The sequence below is a fragment of the Candidatus Glomeribacter gigasporarum BEG34 genome (genome assembly GCF_000227585.1).
Taxonomy (GTDB): Bacteria; Pseudomonadota; Gammaproteobacteria; order Burkholderiales; family Burkholderiaceae; genus Glomeribacter; species Glomeribacter gigasporarum_B.
In genome coordinates this window covers 13438-38158 of the sequence record NZ_CAFB01000045.1, presented here as the reverse complement: position 1 = coordinate 38158, position 24721 = coordinate 13438, and the positions used below count along the sequence as shown (strand labels likewise).

The 24721-nt window shown below is 57.3% G+C and carries 23 protein-coding genes and 2 pseudogenes; 6 read left to right on the top strand and 19 right to left on the bottom strand.

Going from position 1 to position 24721, the window contains the following annotated elements; translation table 11 throughout:
* Nucleotides 1–69 precede the first annotated feature (69 nt).
* Nucleotides 70–1827, bottom strand: a complete 1758-nt coding sequence (locus CAGGBEG34_RS05740) for a cation:proton antiporter (RefSeq protein WP_006682853.1) — start codon at nt 1825–1827, stop codon at nt 70–72.
* A 30-nt stretch (nt 1828–1857) separates the two neighbouring features.
* On the opposite strand from CAGGBEG34_RS05740, the gene CAGGBEG34_RS05735 reads away from it, so the two are divergent.
* Nucleotides 1858–2367, top strand: coding sequence for a disulfide bond formation protein B (locus tag CAGGBEG34_RS05735; RefSeq protein WP_042688197.1), 510 nt, complete (start codon nt 1858–1860; stop codon nt 2365–2367).
* Between the two features lie 38 nt (nt 2368–2405).
* Here the strand turns inward: CAGGBEG34_RS05735 and purH are convergent, their stop codons facing one another.
* The 14 genes and pseudogenes from purH to ubiA form a co-directional block, all read right to left on the bottom strand.
* Nucleotides 2406–3980, bottom strand: a complete 1575-nt coding sequence (gene purH, locus CAGGBEG34_RS05730) for a bifunctional phosphoribosylaminoimidazolecarboxamide formyltransferase/IMP cyclohydrolase (RefSeq protein ID WP_006682851.1) — start codon at nt 3978–3980, stop codon at nt 2406–2408.
* A gap of 7 nt (nt 3981–3987) precedes the next feature.
* Nucleotides 3988–4224, bottom strand: coding sequence for a Fis family transcriptional regulator (locus CAGGBEG34_RS05725; protein WP_006682850.1), 237 nt, complete (start codon nt 4222–4224; stop codon nt 3988–3990).
* The gene (gene hflC / locus CAGGBEG34_RS05720; protein WP_006682849.1) at nt 4217–5053 is read right to left on the bottom strand and encodes a protease modulator HflC; all 837 of its coding nucleotides are present in this window, start codon (nt 5051–5053) and stop codon (nt 4217–4219) included. Before hflC ends, CAGGBEG34_RS05725 begins: the two co-directional genes overlap by 8 nt.
* A 5-nt stretch (nt 5054–5058) precedes the next feature.
* The gene (gene hflK, locus CAGGBEG34_RS05715; RefSeq protein WP_006682848.1) at nt 5059–6369 is read right to left on the bottom strand and encodes an FtsH protease activity modulator HflK; all 1311 of its coding nucleotides are present in this window, start codon (nt 6367–6369) and stop codon (nt 5059–5061) included.
* Nucleotides 6370–6400: 31 nt separating this feature from the next.
* Nucleotides 6401–7498: a GTPase HflX gene (gene hflX, locus CAGGBEG34_RS05710; protein WP_006682847.1), complete on the bottom strand. Its 1098-nt coding sequence runs from the start codon at nt 7496–7498 to the stop codon at nt 6401–6403.
* 168 nt (nt 7499–7666) lie between these two features.
* Nucleotides 7667–7918, bottom strand: coding sequence for an RNA chaperone Hfq (gene hfq / locus CAGGBEG34_RS05705; protein WP_006682846.1), 252 nt, complete (start codon nt 7916–7918; stop codon nt 7667–7669).
* A 130-nt stretch (nt 7919–8048) separates the two neighbouring features.
* Nucleotides 8049–9398 (bottom strand): ribosome biogenesis GTPase Der, encoded by a 1350-nt coding sequence (der, locus tag CAGGBEG34_RS05700; protein WP_006682845.1) that lies wholly within the window; start codon nt 9396–9398, stop codon nt 8049–8051.
* 102 nt (nt 9399–9500) lie between these two features.
* Nucleotides 9501–10723: pseudogene (bamB, locus tag CAGGBEG34_RS05695) on the bottom strand (outer membrane protein assembly factor BamB).
* A 167-nt stretch (nt 10724–10890) separates the two neighbouring features.
* Nucleotides 10891–11544 carry a tetratricopeptide repeat protein gene (locus CAGGBEG34_RS05690; protein WP_006682843.1) on the bottom strand — a complete coding sequence of 218 codons (654 nt, stop codon included), beginning with the start codon at nt 11542–11544 and terminating at the stop codon, nt 10891–10893.
* Complete coding sequence (hisS, locus tag CAGGBEG34_RS05685) at nt 11541–12863, bottom strand: histidine--tRNA ligase (protein WP_006682842.1); 1323 nt, start codon at nt 12861–12863, stop codon at nt 11541–11543. Before hisS ends, CAGGBEG34_RS05690 begins: the two co-directional genes overlap by 4 nt.
* 18 nt (nt 12864–12881) lie before the next feature.
* Nucleotides 12882–14183 carry a flavodoxin-dependent (E)-4-hydroxy-3-methylbut-2-enyl-diphosphate synthase gene (ispG, locus tag CAGGBEG34_RS05680; protein WP_006682841.1) on the bottom strand — a complete coding sequence of 434 codons (1302 nt, stop codon included), beginning with the start codon at nt 14181–14183 and terminating at the stop codon, nt 12882–12884.
* A 226-nt stretch (nt 14184–14409) separates the two neighbouring features.
* Nucleotides 14410–15354, bottom strand: coding sequence for a helix-turn-helix domain-containing protein (locus tag CAGGBEG34_RS05675; protein ID WP_006682840.1), 945 nt, complete (start codon nt 15352–15354; stop codon nt 14410–14412).
* A gap of 137 nt (nt 15355–15491) precedes the next feature.
* Nucleotides 15492–16160 carry a site-2 protease family protein gene (locus tag CAGGBEG34_RS05670; RefSeq protein WP_006682839.1) on the bottom strand — a complete coding sequence of 223 codons (669 nt, stop codon included), beginning with the start codon at nt 16158–16160 and terminating at the stop codon, nt 15492–15494.
* Nucleotides 16161–16358: 198 nt separating this feature from the next.
* Nucleotides 16359–17228, bottom strand: coding sequence for a 4-hydroxybenzoate octaprenyltransferase (gene ubiA, locus CAGGBEG34_RS05665; RefSeq protein WP_042688195.1), 870 nt, complete (start codon nt 17226–17228; stop codon nt 16359–16361).
* Nucleotides 17229–17349: 121 nt separating this feature from the next.
* Here ubiA and CAGGBEG34_RS05660 point away from each other — a divergent pair, with 121 nt between their 5' ends.
* The 3 genes from CAGGBEG34_RS05660 to hslU all read left to right on the top strand — a co-directional run bounded on the left by CAGGBEG34_RS05660 (nt 17350) and on the right by hslU (nt 19669).
* Nucleotides 17350–17607, top strand: coding sequence for an AbrB/MazE/SpoVT family DNA-binding domain-containing protein (locus CAGGBEG34_RS05660; protein WP_006682837.1), 258 nt, complete (start codon nt 17350–17352; stop codon nt 17605–17607).
* A 5-nt stretch (nt 17608–17612) separates the two neighbouring features.
* Complete coding sequence (gene hslV, locus CAGGBEG34_RS05655) at nt 17613–18149, top strand: ATP-dependent protease subunit HslV (RefSeq protein ID WP_006682836.1); 537 nt, start codon at nt 17613–17615, stop codon at nt 18147–18149.
* A gap of 182 nt (nt 18150–18331) precedes the next feature.
* Nucleotides 18332–19669, top strand: coding sequence for an ATP-dependent protease ATPase subunit HslU (hslU, locus tag CAGGBEG34_RS05650; protein ID WP_042688193.1), 1338 nt, complete (start codon nt 18332–18334; stop codon nt 19667–19669).
* Here the strand turns inward: hslU and CAGGBEG34_RS10180 are convergent.
* Entirely contained in the window at nt 19652–19846 is a 195-nt protein-coding gene (locus tag CAGGBEG34_RS10180; protein ID WP_238984994.1) for a hypothetical protein, read from the bottom strand. The two genes, hslU and CAGGBEG34_RS10180, sit on opposite strands and share 18 nt — an antisense overlap.
* Nucleotides 19847–19850: 4 nt before the next feature.
* Here CAGGBEG34_RS10180 and CAGGBEG34_RS05645 point away from each other — a divergent pair.
* Nucleotides 19851–20301 (top strand): annotated as a pseudogene (locus tag CAGGBEG34_RS05645) (RidA family protein).
* A 117-nt stretch (nt 20302–20418) separates the two neighbouring features.
* Here CAGGBEG34_RS05645 and CAGGBEG34_RS05640 read toward each other — a convergent pair.
* Entirely contained in the window at nt 20419–20781 is a 363-nt protein-coding gene (locus CAGGBEG34_RS05640) for a hypothetical protein (RefSeq protein WP_158641809.1), read from the bottom strand.
* A gap of 71 nt (nt 20782–20852) precedes the next feature.
* On the opposite strand from CAGGBEG34_RS05640, the gene CAGGBEG34_RS05635 reads away from it, so the two are divergent.
* The gene (locus CAGGBEG34_RS05635) at nt 20853–22019 is read left to right on the top strand and encodes a UbiH/UbiF/VisC/COQ6 family ubiquinone biosynthesis hydroxylase (RefSeq protein WP_006682833.1); all 1167 of its coding nucleotides are present in this window, start codon (nt 20853–20855) and stop codon (nt 22017–22019) included.
* A 29-nt stretch (nt 22020–22048) separates the two neighbouring features.
* On the opposite strand, the gene CAGGBEG34_RS05630 is transcribed toward CAGGBEG34_RS05635, so the two are convergent.
* A complete protein-coding gene (locus CAGGBEG34_RS05630) occupies nt 22049–22552 on the bottom strand; it encodes a hypothetical protein (RefSeq protein WP_006682832.1) in 504 nt (167 codons plus the stop codon).
* 7 nt (nt 22553–22559) lie between these two features.
* A complete protein-coding gene (locus tag CAGGBEG34_RS11330) occupies nt 22560–24689 on the bottom strand; it encodes a hypothetical protein (RefSeq protein WP_006682831.1) in 2130 nt (709 codons plus the stop codon).
* Between the last annotated feature and the right edge of the window lie 32 nt (nt 24690–24721).

The following is a 24721-nucleotide window of genomic DNA, read 5'->3' as shown; positions in this document are numbered from 1 at the left end:
TTTCAGTGATTTTCCCTGCGTCACTTCGCGCTCGCGCCAGTGGCAGATCGGCTGAAAAATGCGCTAGCGCTATGTTTCTGGAGGGCGTTCAAAAATCTCGCGCAATGCAATCTGGAGTTTCGCGTGAATCCGGACAAACCAGCGCCACAGAACCAGAAGCAGGAGCGCTGCGCAACTGAGCGCGATGATCAAGAGTTCAACCGGCGGAAGAATGCCGCTGCTTAATGCCGCAACCATTAAAAATATCCCGATCATCGCCGTTGCGGGCACCAGTTCGGCGAGCGCGCGACGGATCGATGCGGTGAACTTTCCCGTGGCGGCTGGCTGTACGCTGATCTCAGCCAGCAATAGCGCGAGAGATTTGAGCTTGCGGTAGACCGCGACCAGAAAGGGTAGAGAGATCGCAAGCGCTGCGCTCCACAGCAGGACGCTGCGCACGGGCGGCCTCAGCGTCCAAGTGATGAGCCATGAATGCGCGTATTTTGCAAAGTAGGTGACGCTGACAAAAATGGCGGCCACAAAGGCAAGGTTGATGGCGATTTGCGTCAGGATATTGCGTATCAATTTAAGCACGGCTGCGCGATCGCCGCTCGGCTGCAAACTGGAAAGCCATTGGGTATAGCTGGAAAATAGGCTGACCAATGCGGGGGAAAGCGCGGTGGCAATCCGCCGGGTCAGCGGGTCCGCGGCGCGAATCAGATACGGCGTGAAGAATGTGGTCAGCGCGGATACAGCCACTGCGATGGGATAAAGAAAACCGCTCGTGACGCGCAAAGACTGACCCAACGAAGCGATAATGAACGAGAATTCGCCAATCTGCGCCAGGCTCATCCCGATGCGCATCGATGTGCGGCCATCCTGCCCGGCGGTGAAAGCGCCCAGACCGCAGGAAAGAATTTTTCCGAATACGACCACTGCGGTAATGATAGCGATCGGCCCCGCATAGTCCACCAGAACATGCCAATCCAGCATCAGCCCGATCGCAATGAAAAAGATCGCGCTGAACATATCGCGCAGCGAGACCATCAGCCGCTCGATCGCGTGCCGCGCGCGCGATTCGGCCATAATGGCGCCAATCAGGAAAGCGCCGAGCGCGATGCTATAGCCCAGCTTGACCACCAGCAGACAAAAGCCGAAGCACACGCCGAGAATCGTCACGAGCAGGATTTCATCGCGTCTGAAGCGCGCAACCGTGTGCAGCAGACGCGGCACTGTCATCAGGCCGATAATCAATGAAACGGTCATAAACAGCAGCAGACGCGCAAGCGTGGTGAAGGCATGCGTTGTTTCCACCGCGCCGCTGCTCGCGACGCCTGAGAGCAACGCAATCATCGCAATCGCGAGAATGTCTTCCACAATTAAGATGCCGAATACCACTTGCGCAAAACGTTCGCGTTTCAGTCCCAGTTCGTCGAGCGCCTTGACAATGATGGTCGTCGATGAAATCGCCAGCATCGCGCCCAGAAAAAGCGCATCCATCGTTTTCCAGCCGAAACTGCGCCCGATTTCATAGCCCAGCCATAACATCAATATGATTTCCGCCAGCGCTGCAACAATCGCGGTCGTGCCGACTCTCGCCAGTTTGCGCAGACTGAATTCAAGACCGAGCCAGAACATCAGAAAAATGACGCCAAGCTCTCCCAGGGTACTAATCGTCGCTTCATCATGAATCAGTTCAAAAGGGGGGGTATAAGGGCCGATAATGACGCCCGTCACAATATATCCAAGCACAACGGGCTGTTTAAAACGATGAAAAATCACGGTGACGATGCCCGCGATTAACATAATGACCGCCAGGTCCTGAATAAAGCCGATCGTGTGTGGCATAAAAAGCGCAAAGGAATAAAAGGAGTGCTAATGAATAACAATATCTCTATCGTTAACGTTCGCTGCCTGCTTGCAATATTAGGAATATTAAGCCTGATGAGCCTGGGCGGCGCACTGTATCTGCAATTTGTTCATCATCAGGACCCGTGTCCGCTATGCATTTTGCAGCGCTACGCCTATGTATGGATTGCGGTATGTGCATTTCGAGGCGCATTCACGCGCCGCCCGCGCGTGCGCTGCATTGCCGCAACCGGGATATTGATTGCGGCGGCGGGCGGGCTTGCAACGGCTGCGCGCCAACTCTGGCTGCTTCAGCACCCCACATTTCATTGCGGCTTCGACGCATTGCAGCCTATTGTGGATCATTTTCCGCTCGCGCATTTGTGGCCGTCGGCATTTAAAGTCGCTGGATTCTGCGAGACCGTCTATCCGCCTATTCTGGGACTTTCGCTGCCCGCGTGGTCACTGGTCGCGCTTTTATTGATTTTTGCAGCCGCGGCCTTTGCACTGTGGCGTAGTGTGAGCCAGTTGCGGCAATGAGGCGCTGCGCCGACCCGCGCGGCTGTGCGAAACGCCTGTCAGTGTCTAAAATGCCGCACGCCGGTAAACACCATCGCAATTTGATGTTCATCCGCGGCGGCAATGATTTCATCGTCGCGAATCGACCCTCCCGGTTGAATCACACAGCGCGCGCCTGCGGCCGCAACAACATCCAGGCCATCCCGGAACGGGAAAAAGGCATCCGATGCGACCGCAAAGCCCGTTTCCTTTGAGCCTGTATACTGCGCTTTGCCGCCAGCGATACGCGCTGCATCGAGGCGGCTCATTTGACCCGCGCCAATTCCATAGGTCATGCCGCGCGCACCAAAGACAACGGCGTTGGATTTCACGAACTTCGCGATCTGCCATACAAAGCGCAGGTCGTCCATTTCCTGCGGGCCTGGATGCCGTTTTGTCACGACGCGCCATTCGTCCGGCTGCGCCTGGCAGGTATCGAAGCTTTGCACGAGCAAGCCGCCGCCGACTCGTTTGAGGTCGACAGCCTGGCTTTGACTGTCCACGCCGGCGAGTGGAATTTCAAGCGCGCGCAGATGCTGTTTGGCAGCAAGCCATTGTCTTGCTTCGTCGCTGAATGCGGGCGCGATCAGCACTTCAACAAAATGGGACGCGAGCGCGCGGGCGGCGTCGGCGTTCATTTCCCGGTTAAACGCGATAATTCCGCCAAAGGCGGCAGCCGGATCCGTCTGCAATGCTTTGGCAAACGCCTCCGCAGGCGACTCAGCCAGCGCCGCGCCGCACGGATTGGCGTGCTTGACAATCACGCACGCGCAAGCATTCAGCGTCTTCACGCATTCCCATGCCGCATCAGCATCGGCCAGATTGTTGTACGACAGCGCTTTGCCTTGCCATTGGCGGTAGGTTGAGAGCGCACCAGCAGGCATGTTTAGATCGCGGTAGAACGCGGCCTGTTGATGCGGATTTTCTCCGTATCGTAGATCCTGCACTTTTTCAAAGCTCAGATTCAGTATCGCTGGATAGGCGCAGCAAGACGCATGCGGCGGCGCTTCATCTAAACAGGTCAAATAATTTGTAATCGCGCCGTCATATTGCGCGGTATGCGCAAAGGCTTTGGCCGCAAGCCGGAAACGGGTCTGACTGCTGACTGCATTGCCGTTTGCGCGTATTTCGGCCAATAGGGTTTCATAGTCATCCGGATCGGTCACGACAGTGACATCCCGATAATTCTTCGCGGCAGCGCGCAACATCGCCGGCCCGCCGATATCGATCTGTTCAAGCGCGTTTTCAAGCGTGCAATCCGCCTGCGCAATGGTCTGCGTAAATGGATAAAGATTGACCGCCAGCAGATCAATCCTGCCAATGCCATGTTCTTCCAGCGTGCGGCAATGCGCGTCCGAATCGCGCCGCGCGAGCAGCGCGCCATGAACCTTGGGATGCAGCGTTTTGATGCGCCCGTCCAGTATCTCAGGAAAACCCGTGTAATCCGCAATGCCGGTGACAGGAATACCCGCGCGCGCTAAATATTGCGCGGTGCCGCCTGTAGAGAGGAGCGCAATGCCCCGCGCTGCGAGCGCGCGGGCAAACTCGACGATTCCCGTTTTATTGGAAACGGACAGAAGCGCTTGTTGAATCATTGTGGAATTATTTAAGCAGCCCGTACAGTTGCAGCTTTTTGCGTAGCGTGTTGCGGTTGATGCCTAAAGATTCAGCGGCTTGCGACTGATTGCCCTGCGCCCGTTCAAGCAGATATTCGAGCATCGGCTTCTCAACGCACGCAACGATCATTTTATAAATATCGTGCGGACGCGAGCCATTCAGATCCAGGAAATATTGATCCAGACTGCTGCGCACGCATTGTTCAAGCTGATGTTTACTCATGCTCCAGAGAATCAATGATCACATCATGCGCGCCAAAACTCTTCCGGTAAATTTCAAGCTTTTTATAAAAGCGGTAGAACTGCGGATCGCGTTTATAGACGTCCGCCTCGATGAGCGCAGCCTGCGCATCGCCTTCCCCTTTGAGCCTCTGCGCCTGCCGGTACGCCTGCGCAAGATGCGCTTCCCTTTCTTTCTGCGCAGAAGCGCGAATGTCCGCCGCTTCCAGCGCGCCGGCTGAACGGAGCCGATTCGCCGCCTGTTGATACTGCGCTTCCATATGCGCGGAGACGTCTGTATCCTCCATATGCGCATTCAGCCTGATGACGCGCGCATCCGTAATCTCAATTCCGAGCTTGCGCGCCTCTACCATAGCACGCTCACGGATTGCGCGGCCCATTGGATCATTTTCAGCCATCAATTGAGCGGCGGAGCGCCGGGAAATGAATGCGCGCGCCGCCGCATCAGCGTATTCGGAAAGTTGTAATTCAGCGCGCCTGAGATCGTTGCCAAAGCGGCGGATATACAGGCGAGGCTCCATGATGCGCCATTGAATCCCCCATTGGATGCCCATCTCCTTTTGATCTGCGCAGCGCGCGCGCAAAACATCCGCGCGATTCAGCGCCCGCATCCGTTTGTCCAGAGTTAAAACCTGCGCAAAGGGAAACGGCCATTTGAAATACAGGCCCGGCGTATGAATCAAACGCGGTTGCGCCTTTCCCAGGGTGGAAACAATGGCATAGGTGCGCTGGTCAACGATCAACACCGTCGAAGCGATCCATATGAGGATCAGCGCAATCAGAGTCATCACGCCTGTGATCAATCGGTTCATTTCACTCACTCAACCCCTGCGTTTCTGCGCCTGCGCTTGAGAAACGCTTCCCACCGCACTGGCGCTTTGTCTAGGGATATTTCTTTTGTCTGGGCGGATTTTTCAGCAGAGGGGGCAACGGATTTTTCCGCGCTTTGTGTTTTTTGTGAGGATGCGTTCTGCTCAGACTGTTTTTCAAGCGGAAGAACGAACATCTGTTGAGCCGCTTTGCCGTTCGCCAGAACCTTGCGTGAGTGCGCATACATTTCCCGCAGGGTCTCTAAATACAGGCGGGTGCGGGTGAGCTCCGGCATCTGCGCATAGGCGGCGAGCACCTGCTTGAAGCGCTCGCTTTCACCGTGCGCGGTCGAGATGAGATGTGCTTTATACAGTCCGGCTTCATCGACCATCTGCTTTTCTTCAACCTGCGTTTGCGTCTGAATGCGCTGCGCATCTGCAACCGCTTCCCTTCTCTGGCGCTCGCATTCCTGCGCAGCTTTCACCGCTTCTTCAAATGCCATCTTCACTGACCCGGGCCATTGCGCTTTCCGCTCTGCGATGCCGGTCACCAGAATACCGCTACGGCGCGCATCCAGAATTTCCTGGGTTTTCCGGATGAGTCTGGATGAAAGACGGCTGTGGTCCGGATTCAGCGTATCTTCAAGCGTGAGCGCGCCAAAAATCTCGCGTATGGCCGCCTCGCCGGCCTGAATCACATTCAGATAGGCGGCGCCGGCATGGTGAAAGAGGAAAGCATGCGGATCCGTCACCCGATAATGAAGCGCAAAATGCATATCCGCCAAGCCGCCATCCTGGGTCAATATCAGCGCATCCGCGCTGCGCCTTGCCGCTCCCGCTCGACTTGCGCCAATTTCTACCGTATGCGTTGCGGTATCCACAAATTCATGTGACTGAAATGGGGAAGGCCAATGCCATCGCAATCCAGGAGAGGTCATGGTTTGATAAGCGCCGAACTGCAAGACCACTCCCGTCTGGCTTGAACCGACCATGTAAAAGCTGCTGCCGAGCCAGGCCGCGGCCATCAGACTGCACATTGCGCTGATCGCCGCGCGCAAACGGTTTCGGCGCTGCTTGCCAGATGGAGGACCTGAATCTCCTTTTAATTTGCGCTTGCGAAAGCGGAACAGATGGGCGGCGCGATGGTTAAACCGATGCCAAAGCTCATCGAGATCGGGCGGAGCGCCGCGTCCGGGCGTCGGCTTTGGCACTGGTTTTGGCGCTTTATCTGGCTGGGGCCGCGCATTATTTTTTTCCGGCTCTTTCGGCCCGTTCTGGCTAAACTGGACATGATCACGGCCCCGATTTGAAGTCTTCATGGATAAAAACCAAAAATCGGCATATAAACACTCACAGGGGCGCGGTCGCAACCGCTTCAGCCATTGCACCGCGAAGCGCGCCAAGGCCCTGCCCGGTACGCGCGCTTAAAAAAACGCGGCGGATTCTACCATGCGCATCCCGCTCGGCCGCGCCGCTTGATGCGAGCTCTGGAACCGCTTCAGGAACAGCGTCCATTTTATTCCAGACAAGGATCTGCGGAATATCCGCCGCGTCCAGCGCGCTCAGGACCTGTTGCACCTGTTCCGCCTGCTCGCGCCGCGCGGGGTTGGAGGCATCGACGACATGCAGCAATAAATCCGCATGCACCATTTCTTCAAGCGTTGCGCGAAATGCGGCGACCAGTTCATGCGGCAAATCCTGAATAAAGCCCACCGTATCGGACAAAACGCCTTGGGTTGCATCGCTTAGGTAAAAGCGTCGTGAAGTGGTATCCAGCGTTGCAAACAATTGATCCGCGCAATAGGCTTGGGCGCGCGTGAGTGCATTAAAAAGCGTCGATTTACCCGCGTTGGTATAACCGACCAGAGAGACTGAAAATACAGCGTTACGGACGCGCCGGCGGCGCTGCGTGCGGCGCTGACGATGCAAACGGTCTAGACGCGCCTTCAGCGTCTTAATCCGTTCGCCAATCAGACGGCGATCTGTTTCAAGCTGGGTTTCGCCCGGCCCGCGCAGGCCAATGCCGCCTTTCTGGCGTTCAAGGTGCGTCCAGGCGCGCACCAGGCGCGTCTTCAGATAATGCAATTGCGCCAGTTCGACCTGACATTTCCCCTCATGGCTGCGCGCCCGCTGCGCAAAAATATCGAGAATCAATGTCGTCCGGTCCACAACCCGGCGTTCCAGTCTGTATTCCAGATTGCGCTGCTGGGCCGGAGTCAACGCATGATTGAAAATCACAAGATCAATATTCTGCAGTCCAAGCGCCGACTTCAACTCATCCGTTTTGCCGCCCGGCAAAAAAAGAGCGGCATCCGGCGCTCTCCGGCGCGCGGTGATCAATGCGGCCGGAATTGCGCCAGCGCTGCGCGCCAGCAGACGCAGTTCATCCAGACTCGCCTGAAAACCGCCTGTTCCGAAATCAATGCCGACCAGCGCTGCGTTGATCATTGGAGCGGAGCGTTGCTTAGAACCTGTTTATGATCTTGCTGCGCGCCCGTGATCCTGCGTCGGGCGGTGCTCGGAATCCTCACATATTCATATATGCTCCGGTTCCTGCGCTCCGTCCTCCTTGGCTTACAGGCGCTCGCGACAGATCGTAAACAGGTTCTTAGGGACCTAGACTTCATCGCGCTCCATATCGGGATTTTGCAGATTCAATGTCATCGGGCGCGATGGAACAATGGTTGAAATGGCGTGTTTATAGACCATTTGCGTCACTGTATTTTTGAGTAATACCACGTATTGATCAAAGGAATAAATATTTCCTTGTAACTTAATGCCATTCACCAGATAAATCGAAACGGGCACATGCTCTTTGCGCAGTGCGTTCAGAAATGGGTCTTGTAACAAATGCCCTTTATTGTTCATTACATCACTCCGTGTTTAGAAAATCATGGACACTATAGCTGATCTAGAGCATTTTTCAGTGATTTTCCCTGTGTCGCTTCGCGCTCGCGAAAGTGCAATCTCACTGAAAAATGCTCCAAGCTTTGTTTCTTTATTCAGTATAGGGATTTTTTCCCGTGCGCAGAATCAACCGAAGCGGAGTGCCCACTAACGGAAAAGCAGCGCGGAAACGTTTCTCAAGGTAGCGCTGGTAGGCAGGCGTGAGGGCATCCAGCGCATTGCCGTGAATCACGATGGCGGGCGGGTTGTGTCCGCCCTGATGCGCATAACGCAGTTTTGGCCGTATCAAGCCTGAGCGGCGCGGCGGCTGGAATCCGGCAGCCGCGCGCAAGGCGAGCGTGAGTTTGGGCGTCGGCAGTTTGCACATCCCGGCTTGATAAGCGGCATCGACCGAACGCATCAGAGGCTCAAGTCCGGTTTTCCGAAGCGCCGAGATAAAGTGAAATTCTGCAAAGTCGAGAAAAGGCAATTTACGCCTGAGGGCGACTTTTGCGCGTTCGCGCTGATAGCTATCCAGGCCGTCCCATTTATTCACGCCGATCACCAACGCACGCCCTTGTTCGACCACGAAGCCGGCAAGATGCGCATCCTGTTCGCTGATCTCCTGACGCGCGTCGAGCAGCAACACCACCACATGCGCTGCGGCAATGGATTGCATGGTTTTAATCACAGAAAATTTTTCAATCGCCTCAGACACTCTGGCGCGGCGCCGCACGCCCGCGGTATCGATCAATTGGTAGTCCCGCCCTTGCCATTGGAAATCAATCGCAATCGAATCGCGCGTGGTGCCGGGGGCATCGGAAGCAATGACGCGCTCTTCTCCAAGCAGCGCATTGATGAGTGTGGACTTGCCGACGTTCGGACGGCCTGCCACAGCGATTCTGATACCCCGCCCCTGGCGATCTTCGCCTTCTTCTTCTGTATCTGTTTGCGCTTCACGGCCCTGACAGGCAGCCTCAAGCGCCGCTTCGATCATTGCGGACACGCCATTGCCATGCGCCGCTGAAATGGGATGCAGCTCGCCTAGGCCAAGCGCATAAAAATCAGCCGCCAGTACGTACGCGGCCGCATTCCCCTCCGCTTTGTTTAAAATGACGCACAGCGGGCGGCCCGTCTTGCGCAGCCAGGCGGCAATCCATTCATCCTGCGGCGTCAAGCCCTGGCGCGCATCGACGATAAAAAGAATGCAGTCCGACTCATCGACCGCCTGGCGCGTCTGCTGCGCCATCTGGCGGATGATGCCGCGCCGCGCAGCAGGCTCAAAACCGCCGGTATCCACAATCCAATATGGCCGCGAACCGGCGCGTCCTTCGCCATAATGACGGTCGCGCGTCGTGCCCGCAAAATCAGCGACGAGCGCATCGCGCGAGCGCGTCAGTCGGTTAAAAAGGGTGGATTTCCCGACATTGGGACGACCCACGAGGGTAATGACGGGTTTCACTATTAGAGCTTTTTCAGCGAGATTGCCCAAGGAGCGAGCGTGAAGACAGTATGAATAATACGGCGAGCGCGAAGCGACGCAGGGCAAGCCGCTGAAAAAGCTCTAATACGGTCGAAATGCATACAGCCCGCCCCTCTGCGTCTGCACAATCAAAGTACGGCCTGCAAATACAGGGGGGCAGTAATTGCGCTGCCATCGGTTTTCGCGCGCGCAATCAGTTCGCCATTTTGAAGCGATAAGAAGTGCACAAAGCCTTTGTAATCACCGGCAACCACCGCTGGAGCATTTTTCAGCGGCTTGCCCGGTGTCGCTTCTGCGTGTTCGGTATTCGGGATCGCTGAAAAAGGCTCTAGGCCCGCAATCGCGGGCGCGCTCAACGCCCGGTTTTTCAGTTGGGCGTTTTTCCAGATCCGCTGGCGGCTGGCGGTGTCGTAGAGTGAAATCACCGCGCGCTCATCGACGGCGATCAGCTTGGACTCATATTGCGCAAGTCCTGCATAACTGGATAACGGCTGCTCCCAAAGGACTTGTCCAGTCTGGACCTCCATGCAACTGATGCTGCCCTGAAAAGTCACCGCGCATATTTCACGGTTTATCCGCACTGGCGCGCCGGCCACATCGTTCATGCGTTCAGAGTCGGTCACGCCGCGCGGGTAGGAGACAGGACTTTGCCACTGCGCAGCGCCGTCCGCCAAACGGATCGCAGCGAGCGCGCCATCCGGGAAACCGGCCAGCACAAGCCCGGCGTCCGCGAAAACCATGTCTTCCGTGATTCGCAGACTCAGCGGCGCCGCCTCATGCCAGAAGGTCCATTTCCGCGCGCCCGTTTGCGCATCGAACGCGGTGATACGTCCATCATTCGTGCGCGCAACGACAACGCTCCGCCCAACCAGCGGCGGCGTGATGATCTCGCCCTTCAGCCCTTTCTTCCAGAGCAATTGACCCTCCCGCCCCAGTACATACACCTGGCCGTCCACACTGCCGACCGCGGTATGCGCGCCATCGCTGCCAACGCCTGCGGATAGCTTTGTATTCAGTCGGGCGCGCCAGATGACCGCGCCGCGACTGGCATCCATTTTCACGACCGCGCCATTGGCGGCCGCCGCATAAACGGCGTTATCGACCACAGCCGGCCGGAATAAATAGGGTTTTGCGTTGCCAATATTCGTCTTCCACGCCTGCTTTAATTCAAGTGAGGGCTTGAATTCCGTCAGCGGAGCCGGAACACGGCGCGAATCCGGCGACGCGCAGGCGGCGAGCAATGCTGCGCATCCTACGGAAACAGCAAAAAGGACAAAGCGTTTAAGACGAATAAAGGAATGCATAGTTCAGAGAATAAAAAAAGTTCTAAGAACCTGTTCACGATCTGTCACGAGCGCCTGTCAGCCAAGGAGGACGGAGCGCAGGAACCGGAGCATATACATCATATGTGAGGATTCCGAGCACCGCCCGACGCCGGCTCACGGGTGCGCAGTAAGATCGTGAACAGGTTCTAACCGCCCAGCGCATTCAGCTTTAACTGCACCCACTGCCGCGCAGCGGTATTTTTTGCGTCCAGGGATTGCAGCGCGTCCCGATACGCTGCGCGCGCCTGTTCCCGTTGACCTTGCGCCGCGAGCGCATCGCCGCGCTGCTGCGCGCGCAGCGCGGCGAACGCAGGCGTAGACGCCCCAGAATTCAATACGCGCAGGGCCTCATCGTACGCTTTTTCCTCAAGCAATAAAGCCGAGAGCCGCAAGCGCGCAATTTGCCGGTATTCCACATCAATCGCAACATCTGCCGCCCATTGCAATTGCACCTTCGCGGCCTGCGCGTTCGCCGCCTGATACAGCGCTTTGGCGGCGGCCAGCGCGCCCATCTGCGCGTAGGGCGTGCGACCAAATCGGTTTTCAAGTTCCGTTGCGATGCGCGCGATGCGCGTCTCCTTCTTGTCTACAGAAGAGGCGGGTTCGGACGAGATCGTCTGCTGCAATTGCTCGTATAACACAGCGGCGCGCGCCGTTTGGCGTTGTTGCCAGTATTTCCAGCCAAAAATAGCCACCGCGACAATCAGCGCCGCCGCCAGAGCACAGAGCGCCCGCTTGCCCCAACGCGCCCGCCAGACGGCCAGGCGCTCCGGAAGGTATTGCGTGTATGGGTTCATCATCCTCCTTTTTCAAATAGATCGCGGCTCAAACACTCAACCGCAATGCGCCGCTGCGCCGCGTTCCCCTCCAGCGCATCGGCAGCGCGCCGCAGCGCTTTAATCGTCACCGTACCGCTGTTGACCTCATCTTCGCCAATGATCACGGCGTATTGCGCGCCGCTCGCATCGGCATGCTTCATTTGCGTCTTGAAGCGCACCGGAGCGCCATCGCCGCTGCAATGCTGAACGACGCTTAAGCCCGCCGCGCGCAGCCGCTCCGAAACCGCAAAAGCCTGCGTCCGCGCGGCTTCGCCCTGATGCAGCACATAGGCATCGCAGTGCGGTTCAGGCCGCGCGCCTGGATCATTTTCCTTGAGCAACTCCAGAATGCGCTCCACGCCCAGCGCCCATCCGCATGCGGGCGCAGGTTTGCCGCCGAGCTGCTCAATCAGCCGATCGTAACGGCCGCCGCCCGCGACGCTGCCTTGCGCGCCAAGCCGGTCTGTAACCCATTCAAAAACCGTGAGATTGTAATAGTCCAACCCGCGCACCAGCCGCGGGTTGAGGGTGAAAGAAATACCGTTTGCCTGCAAAATCCGGCGCAGCGCCTCAAAATGCGCGCGCGACGCCTCGCCCAGAAAATCCATCAGTCTAGGCGCGCCGCGCATGATGTCTTGTAGCGCAGGGTTCTTGGTATCAAGAATGCGCAGCGGGTTGGTTTCCAGACGCCGCTTTGCATCTTCGTCCAATAATTCAATATGCCGCTTCAGATAATCGGCCAGCGCGGCGCGGTGCGCGGCGCGCTCATCCAGTTGGCCCAGGGTATTCAGCTCCAGACGCAGCCCTTGCAGTTGCAGACAATCCCATAAACGCTGGCCCGCCAGAATAATCTCGGCATCCACATCCGGGCCGGCGAATCCCAGCGCTTCAACACCGAGCTGATGAAACTGGCGATAACGTCCGCGTTGCGGACGCTCATGCCTGAACATCGGCCCGCTGTACCATAAACGCTTGGGCCCATCGTAAAGCAGATGATGCTCAATGGCGGCGCGCACAATGGCCGCGGTATTTTCAGGGCGCAAGCTCAGTTGCTCTCCATTGAGCGCATCGGTAAAACAATACATCTCTTTTTCGACGATATCGGTCGCCGCGCCAATGCTGCGCGCAAAAAGCGATGTATGCTCGACAATCGGGGTGCGGATGCGCTGATATCCGTAAGCGCGCAGCGTTGTTTGCGCCGCATCTTCAAAATGCGCCCAAAGCGCCGCCTGCTCCGGCAGGATATCGTTCATGCCTTTGACGCTGGCAAGCCGGAGCGGCTTTTGATCGGGGTGTAGCATGCGCGTTTTATTTATGCTCTAGGCTGCGTTGCCATCACTGTTGCCATAGCGCCGCTCAACATACGCATTCACCATGCCTTCAAATTCTTCGGCAATCCGTTCACCGCGCAGCGTGGCGACTTTTCTGCCGTCGATAAAAACGGGGGCGGCGGGATGTTCTCCGGAACCCGGCAGGCTGATGCCGATATCCGCATGCTTGGATTCTCCGGGGCCGTTTACGATGCATCCCATCACGGCCACTTTCATATCGGCAACGCCTGGATAGCGGTCGTGCCAGACCGGCATCCGCGCGCGCAGATAGTCTTGAATATGCGCGGCAAGCGCCTGGAAATAGGTGCTGGTTGTCCGTCCGCAGCCTGGGCACGCGGTCACCATCGGCGTAAAAGCGCGCAATCCCATCGTTTGCAGAATTTCCTGCGCAACGACGACTTCTGTGGTGCGCGGCGCGTCCGGCTCCGGCGTGAGCGAAATGCGGATCGTATCGCCAATGCCCTGTTGCAGCAAAACAGCGAGCGCCGCCGTGGATGCGACGATCCCTTTTGAACCCAGTCCCGCCTCGGTCAGTCCAAGATGCAGCGCATAATCGCAGCGCGCCGCCAGTTCACGATAGACGACAATCAAATCCTGCACGCCGCTGACCTTGCAGGACAGAATGATCTTCTCAGGCGCGAGCCCAAGCTCAACCGCGCGTTCAGCGGAGCCAATGGCCGATTCAATCAAGGCTTCGTACAGCACGCTTTGCGCATCCCAGGGCTGCGCGCGGCGCGCGTTATCATCCATCATCTGCGCCAGCAAGTCCTGATCCAGACTGCCCCAGTTCACGCCAATGCGGACCGGTTTTTCATGCCGGCAGGCGCATTCAATCATCTGCGCGAATTGCGTATCGCGTTTTGCGCCCTGTCCAACGTTGCCGGGATTAATCCGGTATTTCGATAACGCCTGCGCACAACCGGGATAATCCTTTAGAAGCAAATGCCCGTTATAGTGAAAATCTCCAATCAGCGGCGCATCGATTCCCATCCGGTCCAGTTGCTCGCGTATTCCGGGCACCGCCTGCGCCGCCTGCGGCGTGTTGACCGTGATTCGGACCAGCTCAGAGCCCGCCTGCGCAAGTTCCTTGACCTGGATTGCAGTCGCAATGGCGTCGACGGTGTCCGTGTTGGTCATCGACTGAACACAGATCGACGCAGCGCCGCCAATGACCACGCAACGCTCGCCCCAGCGGACTTCAACCGGCCGGCAGACGCGGCGTCGGGCCGGGCCGCCTGATACAGGCAGCGCGTTGTCTGTGTACAGCGCAGTCTGCTGAGCCAATGACATGATCTCTCTCCCTCTAAGAATCTGTCCACACATTGTAGCGAGCGGACATCAGGTATAGCCAAGCGACTTTAATTTGAGACAAGGAAGCAGCTGCGAAGACAGTGCTACCTCCCGACACAGGCTCACGGGCGCGCAGTAAGGCGTAAACAGGTTCTAGAGCATTTTTCAGTCGATTTACCCGAGGAGCGAGCGCGAAGCGACATAGGGAAAATCACTGAAAAATGCTCTAAGGCAGGCTGAAGCGGGCCACATGACTACCCTGCCTCCCTTTATACTTCGATGGCTCAACCGGCTCGCCATCAAGCTCCAGAGACTCCAGTCCCGCCACATTGCCGACGACGACATCCACCGGCGGCTGCGCCTGTATATCGCGTTCTTCCCCGGCGCTTAACAAACCTGTGTACACGCTCTGGCCGTCTTCTCTTTGACGCACGCTAATCCAGGTATTCTGTGAAACCTTAAAGTGCAAGACCGACGGAATATCGGATTGAACATGATTTTCAGCGGGCGGGGCCTCTGCCGTATGCGGACTGTCGAGGCGGTCGACCGCAGAAGCGGCGGACTCGACTGGAAAATGCGCTGGCGCGGACGTGTCAGGAGAGTGCGTATCGGGCGCGTTGATTTCTTTCTGAGGACTCTCCGTGACCGTCCTTGAAGCCGGTGGGCGCGGATATATTTCCCGTTCAGTATATTGACGAAATAGCCATGCAACCAGCAGTAATACACACGCGCCCGCTCCGCCCCACAAGCCGTAGCGGGCAGTCCATGAACGATGGCGTCTAGGCAGTTTGACCCCGTCTGAGCCGGGCAACTCAAGAGGTGTTCCAGGCAAATCATGCGCTTGACGCAGTTCGCCTACCAATGGCGCTGGATCGACATCCAGCATTTTTGCGTAACTACGCACCATGCCGATCACAAAAGCCATTTCGGGCAGACTGTCTAGATTACCCGCTTCAAGCGCACGCAGCCTGATGACTGGAACTTTAAGATGCTCAGACAAATCTTCCATTTTCCAGCGCCGCGCCTCGCGTAATTGTGCAAGTTTGCGGCCAACCGAGCGCATCGCTTCCTGCTCCGGGCGCGGCTTGGCTTCAGACAGACGCATTGCCTTATCCGCTGTAGCGCTCTTGACTGTTATCCGATCTTCTGGGCTTGGAAGTTGTTTATCCATTCATCAATCCTGAGCGTTGAGAATGTATCTAGAGCATTTTTCAGCGGCTTGCCCGGCGTCACTTCGCCATTCCGTGTGTTCGGGATCGCTGCGGGGGCGCGAAAGTAGCAATCTCACTGAAAAATGCTCTAGAACCTCTAAATGGCTTCTAGCAAAGCCGTCATCGGCGTCAACAGAATCTGGATCAAAGCGTGGCCAAATGCAATCAGCGGACTCACCCATATCCTGCCCAGCATGCCGGTTGCGATCAGTGCGATCACAATCCATATACCATAAGGCTCAAGGCGCGCGAGCGCAAGCGTATAACGCGCCGGCAGCAATGCGCTCAGAATGCGGCCGCCGTCCAGCGGTAACAAGGGAAACAGATTCAGCGCATAGAAGACGAGGTTGATCGACACGCCCGCCGCCGCCATCAAAACCAGAAAAGGCTCAGTGATTCCAGCCGCATGCAGCACAATGCCCCAAAGCGCCCATAGCGCTGCTTGCAGGAAATTGCATCCTGGCCCGGCAAGCGCGACCCACACGCTATGCCAGCGGGGATTGCGCAGTTTGTGGAATGCAACGGGCACAGGTTTTGCATAACCAAATAGAAAAGCGCCTCCGGTTGCAAAATACATTAGGAGCGGGATGGCAATGGTCCCGATGGGATCAATATGCCTGAGCGGATTGAGGCTGACTCTGCCCAGCAAATACGCGGTTGAATCGCCAAAAATCCGCGCGACATAGCCATGAGCTGCTTCGTGCAGAGTAATCGAAAATAATAGGGGCAAGGCATAAACCGCGATCGTCTGGATTAGATTGTTCATGGAAACATTGTAGCAAGCGCGCTTGCACGCCGCCCGCTAGAGCATTTTTCAGCGGCTTGCCCTGTGTCGCTTCGCGCTCGCCGTATGAGCTCGCTGCGGGGTCGCCTCCATCGCTACGCGATGGAGACCTGCTCCGCCCGCATCGATCTCCATACTGTCTTCGCGCTCGCTCCTTGAGCAATCTCACTGAAAAATGCTCTAGACCAAGAATTGCGCCGCAATGCCGCCAAACAGTATCGCCCCCAGCCAGCTATTGTGTCTGAACGCAGCCAAACATCGCCGCGCATCGCGGGCGCGAATCAGCGTGCAGTGATAGATCGCGCATGCACCGGCGCCGATCCAACCCAGCCAGAACGGCCATAAAAAATGGAGCGCAATGCCAAACACTGCATAGATCGTCAAAAATAATGCATAAGAAATCATCACCGCGCGCACATCATCAGCGCCAAAGGTCATCGCCGAGGTGCGAATGCCGATGTTCAGATCGTCTTCCCGATCCGCTATTGCATATTCGGTGTCATACGCCATTGTCCAGTACATATTTGCCGCGAGCATCGCCCACGCTACAAGCGGGACCTGATTCTGAACGGCGGCGAATGCCATCGGGATGCCAAAGCCGAATGCGATGCCCAGATACGCTTGCGGCAACGCAAAGAAGCGCTTGGTATACGGATAGCTCACCGCAAGGAAGAGCGCGGCGAAGGATAAGGCGCGCGTGAGCGCATTCAGTTGCAAAAGCAGCGTAAAGGCGATCAACGCCAGCGCCGCGGCGCAGACCAGCGCCTGGCGCGGCGCCAGTTTTCCGCTCGCAAGAGGCCGCGCGCAGGTGCGCTGCACATGCCGGTCAAAATGACGGTCGGCATAATCGTTCAAGGCGCAACCCGCCGAGCGCATCAATACTGTTCCGGCGATGAAAATGAGCAGCAGCGTCAGCGGCGGCCGTCCATCCGACGCAATCCAGAGCGCGCTGAGCGTCGGCCAGAGCAGCAACAGGCTACCGACGGGCTTATCAAAGCGAATCAATTGCAGATACAGGGTACAGCGGGACCAAAAAGTAGAATGACGCATTTGTTTAACCGAGCCGGTTCTTGCTGTTCATTAAAGCCTGTTCCGATCTTACGGAAAATTCCCGTTATAATAGACTGATGAGCGATTGATCCATATTTGTACGCTTATGGAAACTCAGAGCATGCGTGTCACTCAGGGAGGGCGTTTAGTACTGCCCGCATTTGTCAGAAAAATATTCAATATACATGCAGGCGGCCGGCTGAATGTTCAGATTGTTGAAGGCGAAATCCGGCTTCAACCCCGTCAAGAAGCGCTGCGCCGGATTCAGGCGCTCGTTCGCCACCGGATTCCAAAAGGCCAATCACTGGCAGATGAATTGCTTGCCGACCGGCGCGCGGCAGCTCAGCGGGAAGCCAATCAAGCGGCGCGCTCAACCTAAACTTCATGCAACACTACCACGGTACAACCATTGTTTCAGTGCGGCGCGGCGCGCAGGTGGCGCTCGGCGGAGACGGTCAGGTCACGCTTGGCCATGTGGTCGTCAAAGGCGGCGCGCGCAAAGTCCGGCGTATTTATCACGATAAGGTGCTCGCCGGTTTTGCGGGCGGCACCGCCGATGCGTTTTCTCTACTCGACCGCTTTGAAGGCAAGCTTGAAAAATACCAGGGCCATTTGATGCGCGCGGCGGTCGAACTCGCAAAGGATTGGCGCACCGACCGGATGCTGCGCCGTCTTGAAGCGATGCTGATCGTTGCGAACGTTGAAACGACCCTCGTCTTGACCGGTAACGGCGATGTGCTCGACCCTGAAGACGGCATCTGCGCAATCGGCTCAGGCGGCGCATACGCGCAGGCCGCGGCGCGCGCGCTGGCGCACAATACGGAATTGAGGCCGCGCGAGATCGTGGACAAATCGCTGGAAATCGCCGCTGAGCTCTGTATTTATACAAACCAGAACCGTGTCATTGAGACGCTTGATTAGAGCATTTTTCAGCGGTTTGCACGGCATCGCTCGCGCTCGCCGTATGAGCTCGCTGCGGGGTCGCCTCCATCGCTACGCGATGGAGACCTGCTCCGCCCGCATCGATCTCCATACTGTCTTCGCGCTCGACTCCTTGTGCAATCTCACTGAAAAATGCTCTAAAGGCTTTTTTTAAAAATCATATGAGTACGATGACCCCGACCGAGATTGTCTCGGAACTTGATAAACACATCATTGGACAAAGCAAAGCCAAACGCGCCGTTGCAGTGGCGCTGCGCAACCGCTGGCGGCGCCAGCAGATTGAGGAGCCGCTGCGTCAGGAAATCACGCCGAAAAATATTCTGATGATCGGCCCGACCGGCGTGGGAAAAACCGAAATTGCGCGCCGGCTCGCCAGATTGGCAAATGCGCCGTTCATCAAGATTGAAGCGACCAAATTTACCGAAGTCGGCTATGTGGGGCGGGATGTGGATAGCATCATTCGCGACCTGGCCGATATTGCCGTTAAACAGACGCGCGAGGCCGAAATGCGCAAAGTGCGCAGCAAAGCCGAAGAGCTGGCCGAAGACCGCATTCTCGACATTCTGCTGCCGGCCGCCAAAAAACCGGATCAGGCAACAGATGCGCAGCCCGAGGGCGAAAGCGCAACGCGGCAGAAGTTTCGCAAACGGTTGCGCGAAGGCAAGCTGAACGATAAGGCCATCGATCTCGAACTGGAAGCGCCCGCTGCGAGCATGAATATTGTGGGGCCGCCCGGCATGGAGGAAATGACCGAGCAAATCCGCTCCATGTTCTCCAATCTGAGCAGCGGCCGCAAAGTGCAGCGCAAAATCCGCATTCAGCAGGCGATGAAGCTTCTGATTGAAGAAGAAGCGTCCAAAATGCTGAATCCGGAAGAAATCAAGGCCGCAGCAGTTCAGAATATCGAGCAGAATGGCATTGTTTTTCTGGATGAGGTCGATAAAATCGCGTCGCGCAGCGAAATCAGCGGCGCTGAAGTCTCCCGTCAGGGCGTGCAGCGCGATTTATTGCCGCTGGTTGAGGGCACAGCGGTCAGCACCAAATACGGAATGATCAAAACCGATCATATCCTGTTTATCGCCAGCGGCGCTTTTCATCTTGCCAAACCGAGCGATCTGATTCCTGAATTGCAGGGGCGCTTTCCAATCCGGGTCGAGCTCGATTCGCTTTCGATTGAAGATTTTGAGTCGATTCTGGTGCGCACCGATGCGAGTCTCGTCAAGCAGTATCAGGCGCTTCTGGGTACAGAAAACGTGCGCCTGGATTTTTTGACTGATGGCATCCGGCGGCTCGCCGAAGTCGCTTGTTTGGTGAACGAGAAAACCGAAAATATTGGCGCGCGGCGGCTGTATACGGTCATTGAAAAGCTGCTCGAAGAAGTCTCGTTTACCGCCGGCCAGCAAAGCGCCCCGAACGCCGTGACTATTGATGCTCAGTATGTCGATACCGCGCTGGCGGATATTGCACAGAACGAAGATTTGTCACGCTATATACTTTAGAGCATTTTTCAGCGGCTTGCCCTGTGTCGCTTCGCGCTCGCCGTATGAGCTCGCTGCGGGGTCGCCTCCATCGCTACGCGATGGAGACCTGCTCCGCCCGCATCGATCTCCATACTGTCTTCGCGCTTGCTTCTTGTGCAAGCTCACTGAAAAATGCTCTAGATCGAAGGAGGACACTTCCATGTCTATTTACACCACCCTGCAACGCCTCAATATTGAACTGCCCGCCGCGGCGCCGCCGGTGGGCGCTTATTTGATGAGCGCTCAAAGCGGCGCGCTTGTGTATCTGTCCGGCCATATCGCAAAAAGACGGCCGGCTGCGGGCCGGTAAACTCGGCGCAGACATGACAACTGAAACGGGACGCGCGGTTGCGATTGATCTGCTCGCCACCCTGCACGCGCATACGGGCGATCTGAACCTTGTGAGGCGCATCGTGAAATTGTCCAGTCTCGTCAACGCAACACCCGGCTTTACCGAGGCGCATCTGGTCACGAACGGCGCTTCAGAACTGCTGGTTGAAGTGTTTGGCGAAGCGGGCAAACACGCGCGCGGCGCTTTTGGTGTCGCGCAGTTGCCGCTTGGCGCATGCGTGGAGATTGAATTAATCGCTGAAGTGGCATCACGCTCATAAACTCACCAGCGTTTTCTCATAGCGCGTTGCAAACGCGCCTAAATGGCTTGATTTTATTAGACTGAGCCTGAATACGCCGGCGCCACCAGATAACGGTATTCCGCGCCGAGCCGCACACTACGCCGTGTGGTCAAGCGCGGATACAGCGTTCAATCCCGATCTGCGTGCATCAGACAATGGAAATGAGAGTTTCGCGCCTGAACGGCTGGTGCGCAGTGGATGTTCTTCAAGCTGCGGCGCGCGCGTCAAGCGTGCCGGATCAGAAGACAACGCCGCCTCTGCGCCGTCTGCGGCCAGCGAGCCGCTAGCAAATACCGTGAGCAGAAAAACGAGAGAAAGCCGGAACGACAAATGAGACGGCATGCGTGGCACAATCGGAGCCGGAAATGAACGCCCGTATTGGAAATAGGAAAAAACAGGACGGCGAAATGATACCCGTCTTCCTGAAACAGACAACGCCTGTTTCAGGATTGAACTCATGTTACGCACGCTCTTCCTTGCGCGCCTGCTTTGCTTTACCCCCTCACCCTGTCCTTCTCCCCCTTCAGAATATGGACTTTGATTTAATCATCGTCGGCGCGGGTCCCGTGGGGCTGGCGGTTGCGCGCGGACTCGCGCAGCGCAGCGCAACGCGCGCGCTCTCCGTTGCGTTGATTGATCAACACGGCGCAACGCCCATCGACGATCCGCGCACGCTCGCGCTCTCGCACGGCAGCCGGATGTTGCTTGAGCCGCTCGGCTGGCCCGCCGCTACAACGCCGATCAAAGGTATTCATGTCTCGCAGCGCGGGCATTTCGGCCGCACATGGATCGACTGCCGCGCGTATGACTTGCCGGCGCTCGGCTACGCCGTGTCATACGGCGCACTGATGCGCGCACTGGCCGAAAGGATTGAAAACGCAGCATCGCTGCATCGCTTCACGCGCACAACCGCGCATGCGCCCATTCAAGAGACTGAACGCGTCACGCTCCCAATCGAGACGGAAGACGGGCCGCGGCGGTTGCGCGCGCGTCTTCTGATTCACGCCGCGGGCAGCGCCTCAGCCATTGCATCGGTCAAAGGCGCGCGCAGCAAGGGGCGAGACTATCCACAAAGCGCGCTGCTTGGCTTTGTGCGCGTTGAAACGCCGCGGGCCTATTGGGCCTGGGAGCGCTTTACCGCTGAAGGGCCGCTCGCGCTCTTGCCCATCAGCCGCGTACAGCCCGCGGATTATGCGTTTGTCTGGTGCGGCGACCCGAATGACACGCAACGCCGCATGGCGTGCGGCGCCGACGCGGCGCGCGCCGAACTCCGCGCGATATTCGGCGGACGGATGGGATGCGTGATTTCAATTGACCGGCGCGCCGTCTATCCGCTGCGTTTGCAGCGCGTTGAGCCGCGCGTTCAGGGACGCATTGTGGTCATCGGCAACGCCGCGCAGACGCTGCATCCGGTTGCGGGTCAAGGATTGAATCTGGGTGTGCGCGATGCGTGCGCGCTCGTCGATGCACTTTCAAATGAGGGCGCAACGCCGCAGGCGCTCGCCTGCTTTGCGCGCCGCAGACGGCTCGACCGAAAAATCACCGTCACGCTCACCGATGGGCTCGCGCGCACGTTCAGCGATGGCCGCGCTGAACGCTTCGCGCCCGTTTACGGCGCGGCGCTCACGATGCTGGAATGTTTGCCGCCGATCAAAGGCGCGCTTGCGCGGCACATGATCTTCGGGCAGCGGCGTTGACGAATGACCCGCCGCCCGAAATGCATGCGCTAGCGGGATGTTTCCTGCGCGGGCAGAATCTCTATCGCTTGTCCTTTGGAATCGACGGACTGAACACCCATCGATGAACGCTGCATCGTCTGCATTTCCGGACCAATTTGCACCGGAATCGATACGATATGGCTTTGATTGTTCATCGTTATAAAGACATTCAAATAGAAGCGCCCTGGGCGAATCGCGCGCAGCTGGACCGTATCCTTCACGATCCCGTTCTCTTGCGTGAGCAGCTTGACCTTGTCCGAAGATTCCAGCGCCAAGCCTTTATCTCCTTCATCGACGGTGTACATCACGTCCAACGTCTGCTTGCCGCGCGTCGTCTTGAATTCCAGTTCAAGCGCGGTTGTGCCCGCTTTCTTCAGATGGTTGCCGGAGAGGGCATGCACATCCACCGGCGCGTGCGCTGAAGTCGCAACGGCGAGCGGCGCATGCCCGCTCATCCAAACGAGCAGAACCGCCATCATCCAGCTCGGTTTCCATTTGATCACCATTTTCATAACAACCTCATTGTTGAGTCAGCGTGATGTTGAAGCATTTGTCGTTTGTATCCTCCTCCGGCCAACGCCCTTGCGTTACCGCAGCCACATAGTTTCCAACTTCTAGAGCGCTATCGATCTGCAGAGGGCCCGGTCTCGCCGCACTTCGCCCCCAAATGCTCTTTCCTTGTTTGAGTGCCCGAATCGAGGGTTGCACTGTTGTGTCCGTATCATTTTTAATCGTTAAACGATAACGACCGGCTGTCGGAATATTGAAACGCAGATACCGGTGGTTGGACAATTTATTCAAACTTTTCTTGTCGCTATCCAACTTTTTAGTTGCGCAAACGTTAAGGGGGGTACCAACCTTCAATTCGGTATAAATGGGGAGAACCCAGTCTTTATCCGCTTCTTTGATCTCTGTCGGCCGGGCTTGTTTCGTCCCATACGCATCCAGTATACTGCCCTTGACCTGAGTGGCGCTGTCCAGAATTGTGTCCAGCTTGGCCTGGTCTGCTGCATCGAGTCGCTTGCGTAACTCAGTCGCGAATGAATGCAGACTGGTAAATGCCGGCGTCTCCCTGTATTCCTTGCTCACCAGCGTTTGATAGATTCCGGGCCACGTCTTCTCAGGCATGGATGAATAAAACCGGTAAAGCGCATTGTGCACCGCCGATTCACCATACCAAGTCTTCGGATCAGTCGGACGCGGTTCTATTACCGAATAACCCGGAGGGCCCTCAGCCTGTTGCTTACCCATCGGCCTCAGATGCTTTGGATCGTTCCTAAATATGCTGGATAAAGCGTTTGCGAGTCCTTCCCCAAACGCAACGCGCATATCTAGATTGTTGCCAAAGCTATGCGCTCCGCCGATGCTATCCGAACGCGATGCAAAATGCTCGAAATAGTGCGTCCATTCATGCAGAAGCACCGCTTCCGTGTATTCCATCGTCTCAACATCTTCCTTGCCAACCAGATACATGCCTGCTCCAAGGCCGCCATGACTGACATAAGCAGGAGCCCCACTCATCTCGCCCTTTGCGTGACAGACCTGTCCATCTTCCTTACAGTCTGCAACTCTGTTCTGTGGACTCCAGTAAATAATGAACGAATCGAATTTGCGGTTCTTATCCATTTCCAGCATACGCTGCACGGCCAGATAAATCGTATCCAGAATTGCAAACGGCGGCGCCACGCGCTTAGTCCCATCATACTTGTCGCCGGTCCAGCCGGAGGCCGCATGCAGATCATGCACGCTATTGGCCGCCCCGCTGTCAAATCCTGAACCATTCATCACATACATCGGCGCGGTTTTCGGATCGGCGGCATATTCGTCTGATACATTATTGCGCACCACAAAATCCCAGCGTGCGCCCTCTTGCGTATCGCCTTTCAATTGCGCGGACACGCGCAACGTCATTTGCGTCATCGAAGGCACTTGCAGCGTGTAGCGGCCGCTTTCATCGGTCACTGTCTGCGCCAGCGCCGCGTTCCGCGCGTCAATCGCTTCGACCCGCATTCCGCGAACCGGCTGTCGGCTTGTTTGATCGTAGTCGAGCTTGGTACGGAGCCGCCTCCTGCCCCCCCCTATATCCTGCCACCACTCCACCGCCGGCACCCGATCATATGTAATCTGGCCTGAGAGCTGGACTTTCTCGGGGATTTTCTCGGGCGGAGGGGTTCCACCGCCTGGAGGGGTTCCACCACCCGGAGGGGTTCCGCCCCCTGGAGGGGTTCCACCGCCTGGAGGCGTTCCACCGCCTGGAGGCGTTCCACCGCCCGGAGGGGTTCCGCCCCCTGGAGGCGTCCCACCGCCCGGAGGCGTTCCACTGCCTGGAGGGGTTCCGCCCCCTGGAGGCGTTCCACTGCCTGGAGGCGTCCCACCGCCCGGAGGGGTTCCGCCCCCTGGAGGCGTTCCGCCGCCCGGAGGCGTCCCACTGCCTGGAGGCGTCCCATCACTCGGAGGCGTTCCATCGCCCGGAGGCGTTTCGCCATCTCCTGGGCCTTGCGGACCATGAGGCCCCTGATCGCCCTGTTCACCGTTCGGGCCTTGCGGGCCAATTTCATCTAGATCGCTGTCGCTGCAGCCCGCTACCGCCACCAGCAGCAGCGCAATCCAGCCTGCGCGCAGGCAACGACGCAATGATTTTGCTAACATAATGCGCACCCTCCTGAGTAGAATGAAGCGCT

Excerpts from the sequence above, each read along its gene's own strand:
- CAGGBEG34_RS05740 (WP_006682853.1), bottom strand. The coding sequence starts at position 1,827 with ATGCCACACACGATCGGCTTTATTCAGGACCTGGCGGTCATTATGTTA.
- CAGGBEG34_RS05735 (WP_042688197.1), top strand. The coding sequence starts at position 1,858 with ATGAATAACAATATCTCTATCGTTAACGTTCGCTGCCTGCTTGCAATA.
- purH (WP_006682851.1), bottom strand. The coding sequence starts at position 3,980 with ATGATTCAACAAGCGCTTCTGTCCGTTTCCAATAAAACGGGAATCGTC.
- CAGGBEG34_RS05725 (WP_006682850.1), bottom strand. The coding sequence starts at position 4,224 with ATGAGTAAACATCAGCTTGAACAATGCGTGCGCAGCAGTCTGGATCAA.
- hflC (WP_006682849.1), bottom strand. The coding sequence starts at position 5,053 with ATGAACCGATTGATCACAGGCGTGATGACTCTGATTGCGCTGATCCTC.
- hflK (WP_006682848.1), bottom strand. The coding sequence starts at position 6,369 with ATGAAGACTTCAAATCGGGGCCGTGATCATGTCCAGTTTAGCCAGAAC.
- hflX (WP_006682847.1), bottom strand. The coding sequence starts at position 7,498 with ATGATCAACGCAGCGCTGGTCGGCATTGATTTCGGAACAGGCGGTTTT.
- hfq (WP_006682846.1), bottom strand. The coding sequence starts at position 7,918 with ATGAACAATAAAGGGCATTTGTTACAAGACCCATTTCTGAACGCACTG.
- CAGGBEG34_RS05690 (WP_006682843.1), bottom strand. The coding sequence starts at position 11,544 with ATGATGAACCCATACACGCAATACCTTCCGGAGCGCCTGGCCGTCTGG.
- hisS (WP_006682842.1), bottom strand. The coding sequence starts at position 12,863 with ATGCTACACCCCGATCAAAAGCCGCTCCGGCTTGCCAGCGTCAAAGGC.
- ispG (WP_006682841.1), bottom strand. The coding sequence starts at position 14,183 with ATGTCATTGGCTCAGCAGACTGCGCTGTACACAGACAACGCGCTGCCT.
- CAGGBEG34_RS05675 (WP_006682840.1), bottom strand. The coding sequence starts at position 15,354 with ATGGATAAACAACTTCCAAGCCCAGAAGATCGGATAACAGTCAAGAGC.
- CAGGBEG34_RS05670 (WP_006682839.1), bottom strand. The coding sequence starts at position 16,160 with ATGAACAATCTAATCCAGACGATCGCGGTTTATGCCTTGCCCCTATTA.
- ubiA (WP_042688195.1), bottom strand. The coding sequence starts at position 17,228 with ATGCGTCATTCTACTTTTTGGTCCCGCTGTACCCTGTATCTGCAATTG.
- CAGGBEG34_RS05660 (WP_006682837.1), top strand. The coding sequence starts at position 17,350 with ATGCGTGTCACTCAGGGAGGGCGTTTAGTACTGCCCGCATTTGTCAGA.
- hslV (WP_006682836.1), top strand. The coding sequence starts at position 17,613 with ATGCAACACTACCACGGTACAACCATTGTTTCAGTGCGGCGCGGCGCG.
- hslU (WP_042688193.1), top strand. The coding sequence starts at position 18,332 with ATGAGTACGATGACCCCGACCGAGATTGTCTCGGAACTTGATAAACAC.
- CAGGBEG34_RS05640 (WP_158641809.1), bottom strand. The coding sequence starts at position 20,781 with ATGAGTTCAATCCTGAAACAGGCGTTGTCTGTTTCAGGAAGACGGGTA.
- CAGGBEG34_RS05635 (WP_006682833.1), top strand. The coding sequence starts at position 20,853 with ATGGACTTTGATTTAATCATCGTCGGCGCGGGTCCCGTGGGGCTGGCG.
- CAGGBEG34_RS05630 (WP_006682832.1), bottom strand. The coding sequence starts at position 22,552 with ATGAAAATGGTGATCAAATGGAAACCGAGCTGGATGATGGCGGTTCTG.
- CAGGBEG34_RS11330 (WP_006682831.1), bottom strand. The coding sequence starts at position 24,689 with ATGTTAGCAAAATCATTGCGTCGTTGCCTGCGCGCAGGCTGGATTGCG.